Origin of the sequence: Brevibacterium siliguriense (assembly GCF_900105315.1) — a bacterium.
Lineage (GTDB): Bacteria > Actinomycetota > Actinomycetes > Actinomycetales > Brevibacteriaceae > Brevibacterium > Brevibacterium siliguriense.
The window spans coordinates 2,773,018-2,789,222 of record NZ_LT629766.1; the positions used below are offsets into that span (position 1 = coordinate 2,773,018).

At 62.8% G+C, this 16,205-nt stretch carries 17 protein-coding genes; 2 read left to right on the plus strand and 15 right to left on the minus strand.

Annotation, left to right across the window (positions count from 1 at the left end):
* Window positions 1-78 precede the first annotated feature (78 nt).
* Both BLU88_RS12365 and nucS read left to right on the plus strand, forming a co-directional pair.
* Window positions 79-1,698: a coiled-coil domain-containing protein gene (locus BLU88_RS12365; protein WP_092014324.1), complete on the plus strand. Its 1,620-nt coding sequence runs from the start codon at window positions 79-81 to the stop codon at window positions 1,696-1,698.
* A 441-nt stretch (window positions 1,699-2,139) separates the two neighbouring features.
* Entirely contained in the window at window positions 2,140-2,835 is a 696-nt protein-coding gene (gene nucS / locus BLU88_RS12375) for an endonuclease NucS (protein ID WP_092014327.1), read from the plus strand.
* A 111-nt stretch (window positions 2,836-2,946) separates the two neighbouring features.
* Here nucS and murA read toward each other — a convergent pair whose 3' ends face one another.
* The 15 genes from murA to prfA all read right to left on the minus strand — a co-directional run bounded on the left by murA (window position 2,947) and on the right by prfA (window position 16,204).
* On the minus strand, window positions 2,947-4,260 hold the full coding sequence (gene murA / locus BLU88_RS12380; RefSeq protein ID WP_092014330.1) for a UDP-N-acetylglucosamine 1-carboxyvinyltransferase: 1,314 nt from the start codon (window positions 4,258-4,260) through the stop codon (window positions 2,947-2,949).
* On the minus strand, window positions 4,260-4,727 hold the full coding sequence (locus BLU88_RS12385; protein WP_025776910.1) for a DUF2550 domain-containing protein: 468 nt from the start codon (window positions 4,725-4,727) through the stop codon (window positions 4,260-4,262). Before BLU88_RS12385 ends, murA begins: the two co-directional genes overlap by 1 nt.
* 22 nt (window positions 4,728-4,749) lie before the next feature.
* A complete protein-coding gene (locus tag BLU88_RS12390; RefSeq protein WP_092014333.1) occupies window positions 4,750-5,010 on the minus strand; it encodes a F0F1 ATP synthase subunit epsilon in 261 nt (86 codons plus the stop codon).
* Between the two features lie 3 nt (window positions 5,011-5,013).
* Window positions 5,014-6,462, minus strand: a complete 1,449-nt coding sequence (gene atpD / locus BLU88_RS12395) for a F0F1 ATP synthase subunit beta (protein ID WP_025776912.1) — start codon at window positions 6,460-6,462, stop codon at window positions 5,014-5,016.
* A gap of 26 nt (window positions 6,463-6,488) precedes the next feature.
* The gene (locus BLU88_RS12400; protein ID WP_092014336.1) at window positions 6,489-7,421 is read right to left on the minus strand and encodes a F0F1 ATP synthase subunit gamma; all 933 of its coding nucleotides are present in this window, start codon (window positions 7,419-7,421) and stop codon (window positions 6,489-6,491) included.
* Window positions 7,422-7,452: 31 nt separating this feature from the next.
* A complete protein-coding gene (gene atpA, locus BLU88_RS12405; protein WP_092014340.1) occupies window positions 7,453-9,087 on the minus strand; it encodes a F0F1 ATP synthase subunit alpha in 1,635 nt (544 codons plus the stop codon).
* A gap of 81 nt (window positions 9,088-9,168) precedes the next feature.
* The gene (locus BLU88_RS12410; protein ID WP_092017466.1) at window positions 9,169-9,975 is read right to left on the minus strand and encodes a F0F1 ATP synthase subunit delta; all 807 of its coding nucleotides are present in this window, start codon (window positions 9,973-9,975) and stop codon (window positions 9,169-9,171) included.
* Window positions 9,975-10,526 carry a F0F1 ATP synthase subunit B gene (locus tag BLU88_RS12415; RefSeq protein WP_092014344.1) on the minus strand — a complete coding sequence of 184 codons (552 nt, stop codon included), beginning with the start codon at window positions 10,524-10,526 and terminating at the stop codon, window positions 9,975-9,977. The genes BLU88_RS12410 and BLU88_RS12415 overlap by 1 nt, the downstream gene beginning before the upstream one ends.
* Before the next feature lie 19 nt (window positions 10,527-10,545).
* Complete coding sequence (gene atpE / locus BLU88_RS12420; RefSeq protein ID WP_025776917.1) at window positions 10,546-10,770, minus strand: F0F1 ATP synthase subunit C; 225 nt, start codon at window positions 10,768-10,770, stop codon at window positions 10,546-10,548.
* 80 nt (window positions 10,771-10,850) lie between these two features.
* Window positions 10,851-11,663, minus strand: a complete 813-nt coding sequence (atpB, locus tag BLU88_RS12425; protein ID WP_228281799.1) for a F0F1 ATP synthase subunit A — start codon at window positions 11,661-11,663, stop codon at window positions 10,851-10,853.
* A 263-nt stretch (window positions 11,664-11,926) separates the two neighbouring features.
* Window positions 11,927-12,373, minus strand: a complete 447-nt coding sequence (locus BLU88_RS12430) for a hypothetical protein (RefSeq protein WP_092014347.1) — start codon at window positions 12,371-12,373, stop codon at window positions 11,927-11,929.
* Window positions 12,370-13,479: an MraY family glycosyltransferase gene (locus tag BLU88_RS12435; protein WP_092014350.1), complete on the minus strand. Its 1,110-nt coding sequence runs from the start codon at window positions 13,477-13,479 to the stop codon at window positions 12,370-12,372. The genes BLU88_RS12430 and BLU88_RS12435 overlap by 4 nt, the downstream gene beginning before the upstream one ends.
* Window positions 13,480-14,130: an L-threonylcarbamoyladenylate synthase gene (locus tag BLU88_RS12440; RefSeq protein WP_092014353.1), complete on the minus strand. Its 651-nt coding sequence runs from the start codon at window positions 14,128-14,130 to the stop codon at window positions 13,480-13,482.
* Window positions 14,131-14,208: 78 nt separating this feature from the next.
* A complete protein-coding gene (prmC, locus tag BLU88_RS12445) occupies window positions 14,209-15,171 on the minus strand; it encodes a peptide chain release factor N(5)-glutamine methyltransferase (RefSeq protein WP_231939395.1) in 963 nt (320 codons plus the stop codon).
* A complete protein-coding gene (prfA, locus tag BLU88_RS12450) occupies window positions 15,128-16,204 on the minus strand; it encodes a peptide chain release factor 1 (RefSeq protein ID WP_092014356.1) in 1,077 nt (358 codons plus the stop codon). Before prfA ends, prmC begins: the two co-directional genes overlap by 44 nt.
* Window position 16,205: the final 1 nt, after the last annotated feature.

Below are 16,205 nucleotides of genomic sequence, written 5' to 3' on the forward strand. Positions count from 1 at the left end.
ACTCATGGAGTCTCCGTTAGAGTAGGACGAGGACAGCCTAAGAAAATCCCCTTTCCAAGATGACAGGAGTTCGCTTCAGTGACGCCCACCGAAGAATTCCGCACAGCGATGCGCGGCTACGAGAAGAGTGAAGTCGATTCGCGTCTGCAGCAGCTGCGCACCGAAGTCGAGTCGGTCCGCAAGGCCCTGGCCGATGCGCGCAGTCAGGTCATCAATGCAGATCGGGCGAAGCTGCAGATCGCCGGAGAGCTCTCCGAAGCCAAGGCACAGCTGAAGAAGGCTGCCAACGATAACGCAGAGGCCGCCGGCCCTCCCGGAAGCCGCATCGACCATCTGCTCAAGATCGCCGAGTCACAGGCCCGCGAGACCCTGGCTCAGGCCAATTCCGATGCCGAGACGATCCGCAACAAGGCCCGCGCCGAGGCGGCGTCCGCTCGCGCGCGGATGCACACCGAGAGCAACGACACTCTGTCCAATGCTCGCTCTGAAGCCGATGCGATCACCTCCTCGGCCGAGCTGCGCGCCGAAGAGACGATCAAGGCCGCTGAGAAGCGCGCCGCCGAGCTCAGCGCGACCACCGAACGCGAGACCAACCAAGCCAGGGAAGCGAGTGCAGCTTCCACGAAGGAAGCTCGCGAGACCCTGGACCTCGAGCTCTCCGAGCTGCGGGCTACTGCAGAGAAGGAAGCCGCGGATCTGCGAGCTGAAGCCAAGGCCGAAGCAGAAGAGACCATCGCAGCCGCTCAGGCGCAGGCCGATGAGCTGCTCAAGTCGGCCAAAGCCCGCGATGAGGCATCGAAGAAGGCCGGGAACGACTTCGAGGTCGAGCTCGCGAACAAACGCAAGGAAGCGGAGTCCGAGCGCAAGAAGCGCTACGAAGAGGCGCAGGCAGAGAACAAGAAGCTCGTCGAAGAGGCTCAGGCACGTGCGGCGAAGGCCGACACCGAGGCCAAGGAAGCTGCCGAGCGTGCGGAGCAGACTCGCACCGACGCAGTGAAGAAGGCCGATGACATCATCGCCGACGGAAAGTCCCGCGCGCAGACTCTCATCGCCGAAGCTCGGGCCACCGCCGAGGCGACCATCGAGGAATCCGCGGCAGAAGCCAAGCGCAATGTCGCTTCAGCCCAGTCGCAAGTGGATCTGCTCACGAAGCAGCGCAAGACGATCACGGCTCAGCTCGACCAGCTTCGGTCGCTGTTCGCCATGCCCGGAGTCATGGGCGGCGACTCAGTGGATCCGGCGAAGGCCGAATCGGCTTCTCACGCCACCGAGCAGATCGCCGACGGCCAGGAGCTCGAAGACCTGTTGGCCGACGATGACTCCTCGGATGCCGCGAAGTCCGACGATTCGGCGAACTCGACCGATGACGCAGTGTCGACCGGCTCTGAGGAAGAATCCAAGAATTCCGAATCCACGGGTACGACGTCGACCGGACCTGCGAAGAAAGATGACTCCGGCACGAAGGACAGCGGCTCCGCGAAGACCTCTGCGCAGTCGAGCAGAAGTTCGAAGTCGGCCCCTGATTCGAAGAGCGCTTCGGAGTCGACCACCGACTCCGCCGATGATGCGGAGACCACGGCGGGCGAGGATCTGCCCAATGGTGCCACCGATGAGGACACTATCTCGATCAATGCTCAGGTCTCCGGATCGAAGAACAACAACTCGAAGACCTCACGCTCGCGCAATTCGCTGCGCTGAGGCCGAAGTCGTCAACGACGAAGGGACCCGCATCAGCGGGTCCCTTCGTCGTTGACGACTTCGGCTCTCGGTCACATACGACCATTCATCCGAATACCCTCCGACAGCTTGAAATCACCGGAAACGGTCGAAACAGCGTTGATGCCAGTGCCGTCTGCTCTCCACGCCGATCTCGATTCCGTGCGGGGCATCCTGTCGCCACGCGACGATATGACTCGAAGCTGCACTGACGTCACGACCACAGCCGGGGCAGACATAGACCTTCCCGGAATCGTTTCCCTTCACGGTCTGCACAGACCAGGTTCCGTCAGGCAGCGAACGGCTCGTCCGCATCCCTGCCACAGAGTCGGACAGATCGCGAGGAGCCTGCTGCCATTTGTTCTTGCGACGCGAGGATGAAGATCGTGGCATTGAGTCATTGTCTCACGTAGGCTGAAGCGCGTGCGTCTAGTCATAGCCCAATGCTCCGTTGATTATGCCGGTCGTCTGACCGCCCACCTTCCGATGGCCACCCGCCTCATCATGCTCAAGTCCGACGGCTCGGTGCTTATCCATTCCGACGGCGGTTCCTATAAGCCGCTGAACTGGATGACTCCCCCGTGCACAGTTCGGCAAATCGAGCCCGATGCCGAGCAGGCAGAAGCCGGCCTGACCGAGCTGTGGGAGGTTTCGCAGACTAAGACGGGCGACCGTCTCGTCATCTCCATCGCCGAGGTCCTCGCTGACGACACCTATGAGTTCGGAGTCGATCCGGGACTGGTCAAAGACGGTGTCGAGGCGCACCTGCAGGAGCTTCTCGCAGAACATATCGAGGCCCTCGGCGAAGGCTTCAGTCTAGTTCGCCGCGAATACATGACGGCGATCGGTCCAGTGGACATCTTGGCTCGCGACGACGGTCAGAAGTCAGTGGCCGTGGAGATCAAACGCCGTGGCGATATCGACGGCGTCGAACAACTCACCCGCTATCTCGAACTGATGAATCGCGATCCTCTCCTCAGTCCTGTGCAGGGAGTCTTCGCGGCTCAGGAGATCAAGCCACAGGCACGCACTCTCGCTGAGGATCGCGGCATCCGCTGTGTCGTCCTTGACTACGATGCTCTGCGCGGAATGGACGACCCCGAGACGCGTCTCTTCTGACTCCCGATTCCTCGACCAAGTCAGCCCGCCCTCGTCAGCCCTATGGACCGACGAGGGCGGGCTTGAACTACGTCTACCGGAGGCAGAGAGCAGATATCCGGCCGAAACGCCCTAATCGAAGCTGAGGACGTCCCGCTTCTCTACGCGTTCGATGCCGACTCCGAGACTGCGAAGATTGTCGACGAAGTTCTCGTAGCCGCGTTCGATGTGGTCGATTCCGGACACTTCGGTCACTCCCCCAGCTCGCAGCGCAGCTATCACCAAGCCCGCTCCCGCACGGATGTCGGACGCTTCGACTTCAGCGCCTGAGAGACTCTCGCTGCCGGTGACGAGCGCATGGTTGCCGTCGATGCGGACCTTCGCGCCGAGGCGGGCGATCTCCTGCACGAAACGCCAACGTGCTTCGAACAGATTCTCCGACAGCAGACCGATTCCGTCGGAAACCGAGTTCAGAGCGATGACGAACGGCTGCAGGTCGGTCGGGAAGCCGGGGAACGGCATGGTGGCGACGCGGATGGCATGAGGTCGCTGCGCCCCGATGACTCGGAAGCCCTTTCCGAGAGTCCCGTCACCGAGGGTGATCTCACCCAGGTCTTCGACCGTCGCCCCGGCATCGCGAAGCTTCATTCCGATGTTCGGCATGATGTCGAGTCCGACTCCGCGCACGGTCACGTCGCCCGCGCTCAGAGCAGCTCCGAAGGCGAAGGTTCCAGCGACGATGCGGTCGCCGACGGTCCTGTGGGTGACCGGCTGCAGAGACGCGACACCCGTGATCGTGAGGTCGGAGCTGCCGACGCCCTCGATCTGCGCACCCATTTCAACGAGCATCGTGCAGATATCGACGATCTCAGGTTCACGCGCGGCATTGGCGATGGTGGTGGTGCCATGAGCGAGGGTCGCGGCCATCACGAGATTCTCAGTGGCGCCGACAGAGGGGAATTCCAGGACGATCTCAGAGCCGCGCAGGCCGTCCGGTGCATCGGCGACGAAGTAGCCGTGATCGAGATGGACGACGGCACCCAGAGCTTCGAGACCCGCCTGATGCATGTCGAGTCCACGGGAGCCGATGGCATCGCCGCCGGGAAGAGCCACATGTGCCGACCGCATCCGTGCGGTCAGCGGCCCGAGGACGGAGATCGAAGCACGCATGGCTCGGACGAGTTCGTAGTCGGCCTGGATGCCGACTTCTGCGGGGACGTCGATGCTTACGATGCCGTCGGCGGCATCGTAGTCGACCTCGCAGCCGAGGCGGACGAGCAGTTCGACCATGATCCTCACGTCGAGGATGGCCGGGACGTTGGTGATGGTGGTGCGTCCGACGGCGAGGAGGCTCGCGGCCATGAGCTTGAGGACGCTGTTCTTGGCGCCTCTGACATCGATGGTTCCCGTAAGCTGCGCGGGCCCGGTCAGGCGGTAGACATCCATTAAGTGAAACGTCCCATCGTCGGATTGAAGCCAGGGGGTGAAGATTCGAGCCACGAAGCCATCGTGGACAGAGATTCGGTGTCCATTGCCAGGGACACCGAGCGCGGGCGGCCGTCCGCCTTGCCATAGGAGCAGTCGACGACGACTGCCTCGGGCAGAACCGAGTACTGCTCTCCCGACGTGGGCTTGCGCCGCACGAGAATGTCCAGATCCGCGCGCGGCAACCGGAACGCCGCACGTCGGGTCAGAGCGAAGACGGGGTACCAGTCCAAGGACGTGACCGAGAACACAGCCACGCCCAGACGCCAACGTGGGCGAGAAGAATACTCCTCGCCCACGTTGATGGAACAGTCAAAGGCACCCGAGAGCTTCGAGATCGACCTGCGTCGGATCGTGACGACCACGATCAGAGCAAGCGCGAGTCCTACCAACGAGAGCAGAACGATCAGCAGGACGGAAGGGTTCACAGTTGCCAGTGTAACCTGCAGATCAGAGAAGTTCGGCCTGATCAGCGGCAATGATCACACGGTTGTTCTCCACCGAGAGGAATCCACCATCGGCTTTGACTCTGATGGTGTCGTCTGCAGAGGTGAGAATCCGCGCTTCGCCGTCGGCGACGACACCCAGCACGGGCTCGTGGCCCGGCAGGATGCCGATCTCGCCGTCGAGGGTACGGGCGATGACGCGCTTGGCCTCACCGACCCATACCTCGCGATCAGCAGCCACGACATTCACTTCAAGTGTCGCCATGGCTTACTTCTGCATCTCTTCGTAGTTGCGCATGACATCGTCAAGGCCACCGACGTTGAAGAATGCCTGCTCCGGGATGTGGTCGACCTCGCCGGAGCAGATCTTCGAGAAGCCTTCGATCGTGTCGGCCAGCGGCACGGTCGAGCCGGGAACCTGAGTGAACTTCTCAGCGGTGTAGGTGTTCTGCGAGAGGAACTGCTCGATGCGACGCGCGCGGTGGACGACGAGCTTGTCCTCTTCACCGAGCTCATCGACACCGAGGATGGCGATGATGTCCTGCAGTTCCTTGTTCTTCTGCAGAATCGCCTTGACCTCGTTGGCCACGCGGTAGTGCTCGTCGCCGACGATCAGCGGATCGAGGATGCGCGAGGACGATGCCAGCGGATCGATCGCCGGGTACAGACCGCGCGAGGCGATGTCACGGCTGAGTTCCGTGGTCGCATCGAGGTGGGCAAAGGTCGTCGCCGGGGCCGGGTCGGTGTAGTCATCGGCGGGAACGTAGATCGCCTGCATCGACGTGATCGAGTGACCACGCGTCGAGGTGATGCGCTCCTGCAGCAGACCCATCTCGTCAGCCAGGTTGGGCTGGTAGCCCACGGCCGAGGGCATGCGACCCAGCAGGGTCGAGACCTCGGAGCCGGCCTGGGTGAAGCGGAAGATGTTGTCGATGAACAGCAGCACGTCCTGATTCTGCACATCGCGGAAGTACTCCGCCATGGTCAGCGCCGACAGAGCCACGCGCAGACGCGTGCCTGGGGGCTCATCCATCTGGCCGAACACGAGAGCGGTGTCCTTGAAGACTCCTGCCTCATCCATTTCCATGATGAGGTCGTTGCCCTCACGGGTACGCTCGCCCACACCGGCGAACACCGAGGTGCCCGAGTGGTTGTGCGCGATACGGAAGATCATCTCCTGGATGAGCACGGTCTTGCCGACACCGGCGCCGCCGAACAGACCGATCTTTCCGCCCTGGACGTAGGGAGTCAAAAGGTCGATGCTCTTGATGCCGACCTCGAGGATCTCGGTCTTCGACTCGAGTTCATCGAAGGAAGGCGCGGGACGGTGAATCGGCCAACGCTCGGAGATCTCGAGCTCCTCGCCGTCAGCGAGGTTGAGGCAGTCACCGGTGGTGTTCCACACATGGTGCTTGGTCACGTCTCCGACGGGGACGGAGATCGGAGCGCCGGTGTCGACGACTTCCTGTCCGCGGACAAGGCCGTCGGTCGGCTGCAGCGACACGGCGCGGACCAGTCCGTTGCCCAGGTGAAGCGCGACTTCGAAGGTCAGCTTCCGGGTTCCTTCGGACAGTTCCACCGACGCAGTCAGTGCGTTGTAGATCTCGGGCACGGAGTCGAGCGGGAACTCGATGTCGACAACCGGGCCGATGACTCGGGAAATCCGGCCGAGGGCAGTGCCCTGTGCCGGAGAAGTTTCCGTTGCTGTGGCAGTCATGGTCTCTTTCTCTCTGCTCTCGCCGGTCAGTCGCCGGCTGCCGATGCCGCGAGGGCATCCGCCCCACCGACGATCTCGGTGAGTTCCTGGGTGATTTCCGCCTGGCGAGCCGTATTGGCCAACCGGGTGTAGGTCTTGATGAGATCATCCGCGTTGTCCGTGGCTGTCTTCATCGCCGCCTGTCGCGAGGCCTGCTCGGAGGCTGCTGCACTGAGCAGTGCCGACAGGATGCGCGAATCGATGTATCTCGGCAACAGCGCGTCGAGCACAGCCTCCGCACTCGGTTCGAACTCGTAGAGCGGGAACGCGGGTGCGTCGGAGGGCTGTTCAGCCTGTCCGCCGGTCGATGCCTCTTCGGCGTCGACGACCTCCAGCGGAAGCAGTCGCCGGTATTCCGGGTCATGCGTGACGCTGGAGACGAAACGGGTGAAGACGATGTAGATCTCGTCGATACCGGAATCATCGGACTCCGGATCGAAGTTCTCCAACAGCGCCTCACCGATCTCGCGGGCGTGCTCAGCCAACGGGTTCTCGGAGATACCTGTCCAGGACTTCTCGATCTTTCGATCGCGGAAGGTGTAGTAGTTCTTGGCCTTGCTGCCGACCGTGAACAGATCCACGTTCTTGCCCTCGTTGCGCAGCAGCCGAATGAGTTCTTCGGCTTCGCGCACCAGGTTCGCCGAATAGGCACCGGCGAATCCGCGATCGGGACCGACCACCAGGACGGCAGCATGCTTGACGTTGTCCGACTCCGTGGTGAGAACGTGGTCGACGTTCGACTCGCTGGCCACTGCCGACACGGCCCGGGTCAGGGCATTCGCGTACGGGCTTGCGGCCTGCGAGCGGGCAATGGCCTTCTGGATCCGCGAAGCAGCGATGAGCTCCATCGCCTTGAAGATCTTCCTCAAGGACTGAGTCGAGCGGATCTTCTGTTTGAAGACCCTCTGCTGGGCTCCCATCAGTTCTTCCTTTCGCCGTTACGGAACAGGTTCAACGCTTCTGCCGAACGATCTGCTCCTGCTCGACCTCGTCAGAGGACGCGGCTGCGGTGTCTTCGCTGCCAGCCTTCGACCCGCTGTGGTCCGAGCTGGCGAAGTTCTGAGTGAACTCGGCCAGAACGTTCTTCAGCTCTTCGGTCGTATCGTCGTCGAGCTTCAGCGTCTCACGGATGGTCGTGAAGATTCCGGTCTTGCGTTCGATGTGATCGTGCAGTTCCGACTCGAAGCGGAGCACATCGTCGACCGGGATCTCGTCGAGGTAGCCGTTGGTTCCGGCGAAGATCGACACGGTCTGCTTCTCGAACGGCATCGGAGCATACTGACCCTGCTTGAGCAGTTCAGTCAGGCGCGCACCACGGGCCAGATCACGCTTGGTCGCATCGTCGAGGTCGGACGCGAACATCGCGAAGGCTTCGAGCGAGCGGTACTGGGCCAGCGAGATCTTCAGCGTGCCGGAGACACCCTTGAGCGCCTTCGTCTGAGCGGCACCACCGACTCGCGACACGGACACACCGACGTCGACGGCAGGACGCTGACCCGCGTTGAACAGATCGGACTGCAGGAAGATCTGACCGTCGGTGATCGAGATGACGTTGGTCGGAATGAACGCACCGACGTCGTTGGCCTTCGTCTCGATGATCGGCAGACCGGTCATCGAACCGCCGCCGAGTTCATCGGAGAGCTTCGCGCAGCGTTCCAGCAGACGCGAGTGCAGGTAGAAGACGTCACCGGGGTAGGCTTCACGGCCCGGCGGACGACGCAGCAGCAGGGACACGGCGCGGTAGGCCTCAGCCTGCTTGGACAGATCGTCGAACACGATGAGGACGTGCTTGCCGTCGTACATCCAGTGCTGACCGATAGCGGATCCGGAGTAGGGAGCCAGGTACTTGAAGCCTGCGGGGTCCGAGGCAGGCGAGGACACGATGGTCGTGTACTCGAGCGCACCGGCCTCTTCCAGCGAACGGCGGACGCCGGCGATGGTCGAACCCTTCTGGCCGACGGCTACGTAGATGCAGCGGACCTGCTTCTTCGGGTCTCCGGTCTCCCAGTTGGCCTTCTGGTTGATGATCGTATCGATCGCCAGAGCGGTCTTACCGGTCTTGCGGTCACCGATGACCAGCTGACGCTGACCACGGCCGACCGGGATCATCGCATCGATGCTCTTGTAGCCGGTCTGAAGGGGCTCGCGCACCTCTTGGCGGTCCATGACGCCGGCGGCCTGGAGCTCGAGCTCACGACGACCGACGGTCTCGATGTCGCCGAGTCCGTCCACGGGACGACCCAGCGGATCGACGACACGGCCGAGGTAGCCGTCGCCGACCGGGATGGAGAGGACCTCTCCGGTGCGATAGACGTTCTGCTCCTCAGCGATTCCGGAGAACTCGCCGAGGATGACGACGCCGATCTCGCGCTCGTCGAGGTTCTGTGCCAGGCCCAGGGTGCCGTCTTCGAACCGGAGGAGTTCGTTGGCCATGGTGCCGGGCAGGCCCGAGACGTGTGCGATACCGTCACCAGCGGTGACGACCTTGCCGACTTCGGTCTTTTCCGAGCTCTCCGGGTTGTACGAGTCAACGAACTTCCCGAGAGCGTCCCGGATCTCTTCCGGGCGAATTGTCAGTTCCGCCATCTGGTTTCCCTGCTTCCTTTACTCAAATCTTGCGTCCGGCGACCGGTGGGCCGCCGATGCCGGAGAAGCCGGCCACTAGTGTCAACCTGCGAGCTTGCGCTGCACATCGGCCAGTCGATCGGCCACGGTCGAGTTCATCATCTCGTCGCCGACCTGCACCCGGACTCCCCCGAGGACATCGGGATCGACCTGAACATTGAGGACGAGTTCGCGACCATAGCTGGCCGACAATGCCGCCTGCAGCCTCTCGGTCTGCGACTCGCTCAGGGGTCTGGCGACGGTGACGTCCGCAACCGACCGCTGCTGCCGGGCGGCGAGGATATCGCTGTACTGGTCGAGCGCCTTCGCCACGCGGAGACCGCGCGGGTGCAGAACAGCCTGCTCGACCAGCTTGATGGTGTCTGGCTGTGCCTTGCCGGTGAGCAGGTCAGAGACGAGGGTACGCTTGCTCTCGTCGGCGGCCTGCGAATCAAGCGCGCGGGACAGCTCGTGGTTGGATTCCAGCAGACGCGCGAAGCGGAAGATCTCCTCTTCGACCTGTCCCAGCTGACCAGCTGCCTGTGCGGCAGCGGCGATCGCTGTCACACCGGCGACTTCGAGGCTGGTGACGAGGTCCTGGGTCCGCGCCCAGCGGCGGCCGACTGCCTTATCGCTGATGCGCAGAACCGCATCCGTGATCCGAGTCGAGAACAGAGTCCGCAGCACCTGCTGCTTCCTCTCGGCCGACTCGGAGGAGTCTGCCAGAGCCTTGCGCAGTCCGACATTCTCGGCGAGGACGCCGACGAGTGCCAGGGTCTCCTCACCGATCTGTCGGGAGTCTCCCCCGGAGATCTCGGAGTTCGCAGTCTCGAGGACGGCCTGCAGGGACAATCTGCTCGACTGGAGCATCACGCCCCCTTGACCGGCTGTGCGGACGAGTTGGACTCGAGATCGGAGATGAAGCGATCGACCACGTTGGCCGAACGCTGATCATCGGTGAGGGATTCACCGACGATGCGCGAAGCCAGGTCCGTGGCAAGAGTGCCGACCTCGGAACGCAGCTGCACCATGGCGGCCTGACGTTCGGCGTCGATCTGAGTCTGTGCCTGAGCGATGATGCGATCAGCCTCGGTGTGAGCCTGGGCCTTCATGTCGGCGATGATCTGGGCGCCTTCTTCCTGAGCCTCGGCGCGCAGTCGTGCAGCTTCGGCACGACCGTCGGCGAGCTGCTTCTGATACTCGGCCAGAGCCTGATCGGCTTCGGCCTGCACCTTCTCAGCCTTCTCAATTCCACCCTGGATGCGCTCGGCGCGCTCGTCGAGGGTCTTGTTGAAGGCGGGAAGGACGTACTTCCAGACAACCAGGAAGACGATCAGCAGACAGACGGCACTCCAGACGATGTCGTACAGCGCCGGGAGAAGCGGGTTCTCCGCGGAGGCGACGATGTTTACCGGAGTCATCTTTCAGTCCTCTTCGAGATCAGGGCAGGAAGAACGGGGTGGCGATACCGATGAGGGCCAGAGCCTCGATCAGTGCGATACCGAGGAACATGTTTCCGCGCAGGGCGCCGGCCATCTCGGGCTGACGAGCGGTTCCTTCGATGGTCTTGCCGATGACGATGCCGACACCGACACCGGGGCCGATTGCGGCGAGGCCGTAACCGATCGTCGAAACGCTACCTGACACTTCGGCGAGCATATCCATAGGATGCTTTTCCTTTCATAATGAAGCCGGGTGGTTGGCCCGACCGTGCAACTCGTGAGTTACGGATCTAGGGTGCGATCTCAGTGTTCGTCCGAGATCGCGGCATTGATGTACACACAGGACAGAAGAGCGAAGATGTAAGCCTGCAGGACGACGATGAGCATCTCCAGGATGAAGACGAACATGCCGCCGGCGAAGGTGACGATGCCGAAGAACTGGAATCCGTTTGCAGCGTCGAAGAGGAAGAAGCTCGTAGCGGAGAAGCAGAGGACGAGCAGGAGGTGGCCGACCATCATGTTCGCGAAGAGCCGGATCGCCAGGGTGAACGGCTGGGTGACGAATTTCGTGATGAACTCGATCGGGATGAGCAGGATGTGCATTGCCGGCGGAACGCCGGGCAGGATGAGCGAATCCTTGAGGTAGCGGCCGAGGCCCTTCTCGGCGATGCCTGCCCAGTGGTAGGTCACATAGACAACGAGGGTCAGCACGATCGGCATGCCGATGACACCGGTGCCCGGCATGTTGAGGAACGGAATGAGCTTCGTGACGTTCCAGAAGAGGATGCCGAAGAAGATCGCGACGATCAGCGGCATGAACTTCTTGGCCTTCTCCTTGCCCATCGTGTCCTCGGCGATGCCGACGGTCACGAATTCCATGGCGAGCTCCATGCTCGACTGGAAGCGGGTAGGGATGAGCTTCATGCGCTTGGCCCAGACGGCCAGGAGCACAACGACTGCGACGGTGGCGATGATGCGGATGAGCATCACGCGGTTCATTTCGAATGGTGTGCCCTCAAAGAGGAACGAGGCTGGAAAGAACTCAGCCATCGACGGTGCGTGGAAGCCGCCTTCTGCAGCACTGACTGTTGTGTTCGCGGCGTTGAGTGTTCCCACGTTTTTACTACTCTCCCATGGTCAAGGGCCCTGATGGCCTGGCCTAGGCCCCGCACTGAAGGCGAGGCTTGAGGTTCAGGAGCGACAAAGGGCGAAGATCCGCCCAAGCACCGGAACTACTCTACCAACTGTAGAGAGTCACCGACAAATTCATCAGGCTTCTCTGTGCAATTTCTGTCAACGATTTTATACGACACGTCATTCTTCATGCGCAGCACCCCTCCACGTGTCTCGGATGGGTGCGCAGAAGAGCTTCTGCTCGCCTATCGCGCTTCCGGATCGACGTAGGGCACGCGTCCCTTGACCACGGTGATCGCCTCGACGAGCGAGGAGCCGATCACTGCGACGACGATCGTGAAGAACGCGACCGTGCCGTCGAGCCAAGTCGCATCCTTGATGCGCCAGATGACGATCATGAAGACGAAGGCCTTGAACAGGAATCCGATGCCGAGGAATCCGGCGATCGCGGTCAGTCCCATGTTCCGACCGATGTACATGATGACGAGGGTGATGATGATGAAGACCGCGGCCAGTCCCCCGCCGACGGCTCCACCGACGAGTCCCGTCGTGTCCGAGACCAACCAGCCGATCCCCATTCCGAGGGCCGCGACGACGAGGACGAGGATGATGCCGCGGATGAGCAGCGTCCTCCACACGCGGGTCCATGCTGCTTCGACTTCGGTCTCTTGTCGCGGTATCGGATCGGTCACGAGATTTCCTCTCTGGCTTTCTGACGCATGCGAAGGGGATAGAAGGTGAAGATCAGGGTGATGGCCGCGAGACCGCCGATGACGCAGGCGGAGAACAGCCAGCCCTGGAAGAGAAGCAGCACCGACCCGAAGGCGATGAGCGCCGTCCAGGTGTAGAGGATGAGCACCGCACGAGCATGGGAATGTCCCAGACGCAGCATCCGGTGGTGGAGGTGTTTGGCATCGGCGGAGAACGGAGACTGCCCGGCACGCAGCCGGCGCACCACGGCCAGTCCGAGGTCGAGCAGCGGCAGGAACATCACAGCCACCGGCAGGATGATCGGCATGAAGGTGGCGAAAGCTCGCTCCTGGCCGATCAGCGCCGGATCGACCTGACCGGTGACCCTGATCGTCGAAGCTGCCAGCAGCAGTCCGATGAGCATCGATCCGGAATCGCCCATGAAGATCCTCGCCGGGTTGAAGTTATGCGGGAGGAAACCGAGGCAGGCGCCGACGACGATCGCGATGATGAGCGAAGCGAGGTTCGCATACGACTCGGGTGAGGCGTCTCGAGCCAACCAGTAGGAGTAGATGAAGAAGGCACTGCCGCCGATGGCGACGACTCCCGCAGCGAGGCCGTCGAGCCCGTCGACGAAATTCACCGCGTTGATGGTCACGAGGACGACGAGGACGGTGACGATGATCGACATCCGCGGGGAGCCGATGATGACTCCTCCGAAAGGAATCGACAGCAGCGCCACACCTTTGATCGCCATGAAGCCCGCGGCGAGAGCCTGGCCAGCGAGCTTCGCCATCCAATGCAGGTCCCAGATGTCGTCGATGACTCCGAGCAGACACAACAGTGCAGCGGCTCCGGCGATTCCGACGATCGGGCCCAGCTCGACGAAGATCCGATTGAGAAAGGGCATCTGTGAGGCGAAGATGAGCCCTGCGAGGAGCCCGCCGAACATCGCCACTCCTCCCAGCCTCGGCGTCGGAACGGAATGGACGTCGCGGTCGCGCAGGGGTGAGAAGATCTTTCCCCGTTCGGCTACCCGCTTGACCATGGGAGTCAGCAGGTACGCCACGAGGGCGGAGACGATGAGGATGAAGAGGTAGGCGCGCACTCAGCCGTCCAGGTCGATGAGCTCGGGGACGATCACGCGCAGATCCTCGGCGCTGATCGGGCCGCGGCGCAGGATGCGGGGCACATCACCGCTGAGGTCGACGATGGTCGACGACATTCCCGACTCGCGGACTCCCCCGTCGACATAGATGTCGACATCGTCACCGAGCATCTCCTGCGCTTCGTCGGCGGTCCTGGCGGCGGGCTGTCCGGAGATGTTGGCACTCGACACGGCCAACGGCCCAGTTCGGCTGAGCAGGGCCAGTGCCGACTCATCATCGGGCATGCGCACGGCCACAGTTCCGTGCGTGTCGCCGAGATCCCAATCCAGGGAGGGCTGAGCGTTGGCGATGATCGTCAACGGCCCCGGCCAGAACTTCGCAGTCAGGGCCAGCACGGTCTCATCGACCCCGTCGACGAGACCGAAGACGGTCTCCGCCCGCGGGACGAGGACCGGAGGCGGCATGTCCCGACCACGCCCCTTGGCCGCGAGCAGTGCCGCGACGGCCGAAGCGCTGAAGGCATCGGCGGCTATCCCGTAGACCGTGTCGGTGGGGATGACGAGCAGGTTTCCTGTGTCGACGACTCGCGCGCATTCGTCGAAGACGAGCTCACGGATTTCGGCTTGGGTGACGTCGAATCGTCTCGACACGAGTTCTCCGTTTCGAATGTTCGGGGTGTTGTCTCGGTGGTTGAGCCGTACACGGCTCGGATTCGTCTCCGCTGTCTCCTACGCCTCGCGGCGTGCCACCGTATACCGGTCGCGTCCAGTGTAGTCCTGGAACGTGGCGGCATGTCTCAGACTGGCCGTGGCCGCCAGAAGTTCCCGTGCGCCGGCACCCTGTTCCTCGCCGTGTTCCATGAGGAAGAGACCACCTGGCCGCAGCAGCTGCTCGGCCTCGATGAGGATGAGCCCCGGAATCTCGAGACCCGAATCCCCGCCGAAGAGCGCGGACGCAGGATCGTGTTCGGCGACTTCCGGATCCCGTGGCACCGCGGAATCAGGGACATAGGGCGGGTTCGTCACGACGATGTCGGCACGTCCGCACAGATCGTGGCGCGCTTCGGTGATCGTCGTCGCGTCTTCAAGGATGAACTCGACGGTCGACTCGCCGAGGCGGCTGTGTTCCAGGTTGTTCAGTGACCATTCCAGGGCGGCGGGTTCGCATTCGACGCCGAGGACGTCGACACGAGGGAACTCGGTGGCCACGGACAGCGAGATCGCTCCAGATCCCGAACACAGGTCGATGACGAAGGGACGTCGCGCCTCATCGTTCTCGGTAGCCGAGTGGAACTCGGACAGTTCGGTCAGGACGGCACCTGCCAGCAGCTCGGTTTCCGGCCGGGGCACGAAGACTCCAGGACCCACTTGGAGCTCCAAGTGCCGGAAGTGGGCGATGCCGGTGAGATGCTGCAGCGGTGTCCGCTGCCGGCGCCGGTCGCAGAGCTCGGCGAATCGCACGTTCACGGAAGCCGGCACAGGATCGTCGAAGAGACGGCGGCGGCTCAGCGCTGCCCGGTCGATCGACCATGCGTGGGCGAGCAGCTCGAGTGCATCGGCTTCGGGACTCGCTATGCCTGCTTCGGTGAAGACTGTGGTCGCCCCGCGGAGGAGGTCGGAGACGAGAGTCGGCCTGACGGTGTCCAGGTCAGCCCCCCAGCGCGTCGAGGCGTGCAGCCTTGTCGGCGTCACGGCAGGACCCGATCACGGGATCGAGGTCTCCTGCCAACACCTGATCGAGATTGTAGGCCTTATAGCCGGTGCGATGATCGGTGATCCGATTCTCCGGGAAGTTGTAGGTACGGATGCGTTCCGAGCGATCCACGGTGCGAACCTGTGAACGTCGGATGTCTGCGGCTTCCGCTGCGGCCTCTTCCGCCTGCTTGGCGAGGATCCGCGCGCGGAGCATGCGCATCGCTGCGTCCTTGTTCTGCAGCTGGGACTTTTCGTTCTGGCAGCTCGCGGTGATTCCGGTCGGCAGGTGGGTGATGCGCACAGCCGAGTCCGTGGTGTTCACGGACTGCCCGCCGGGGCCGGAAGAGCGATAGACATCGATGCGCAGGTCGTGTTCGTCCAGCTGAACCTCTTCGGGCTCATCGACTTCGGGGAAGACGAGCACTCCGGCCGCGGAGGTGTGGATGCGTCCCTGCGACTCGGTGACCGGGACTCTTTGGACTCGGTGCACTCCGCCTTCGAACTTCACCCATCCGTAGGCGCCGTCGTTATTGGCTTTGACAGCCATGCTGATGTCTTTGAATCCGCCGAGGTCCGAATGAGTGGCGTCGAGGATCTGACTCGACCAGCCCCGCGAATCGATCCACCGCTGATACATCCGCAGCAGATCGCCGGCGAACAGTGCGGATTCGTCTCCGCCCTCGCCGGCTTTGATCTCGATGATCGCGTCTCGGGAATCGTCCGGGTCACTGGGAACCAGGAGATCCTTGAGCTCACCCTCGGCCGTCTCCATCTCTGCGGACAGCCGCTTGGCCTCTGCGGCGAAATCGGCATCGTCCTCGGCCAGTTCCACGGCGGCAGCATGGTCGGCTTCGAGTTGGGCGAAGTGCCGGGCGGCCGCGGCGACCTTGTCGAGTTCCGCGTAACGCCTGGTCAGCTTCTTGGCCCGGCCGGCGTCAGCGTGGACCGCGGGGTCGGAGAGTTCCTCCTGCACCCGCGCATGCTCGTCGAGCAGTGCGCTGACGCTGGCCGTGAGGGTGTCGTCGACCATC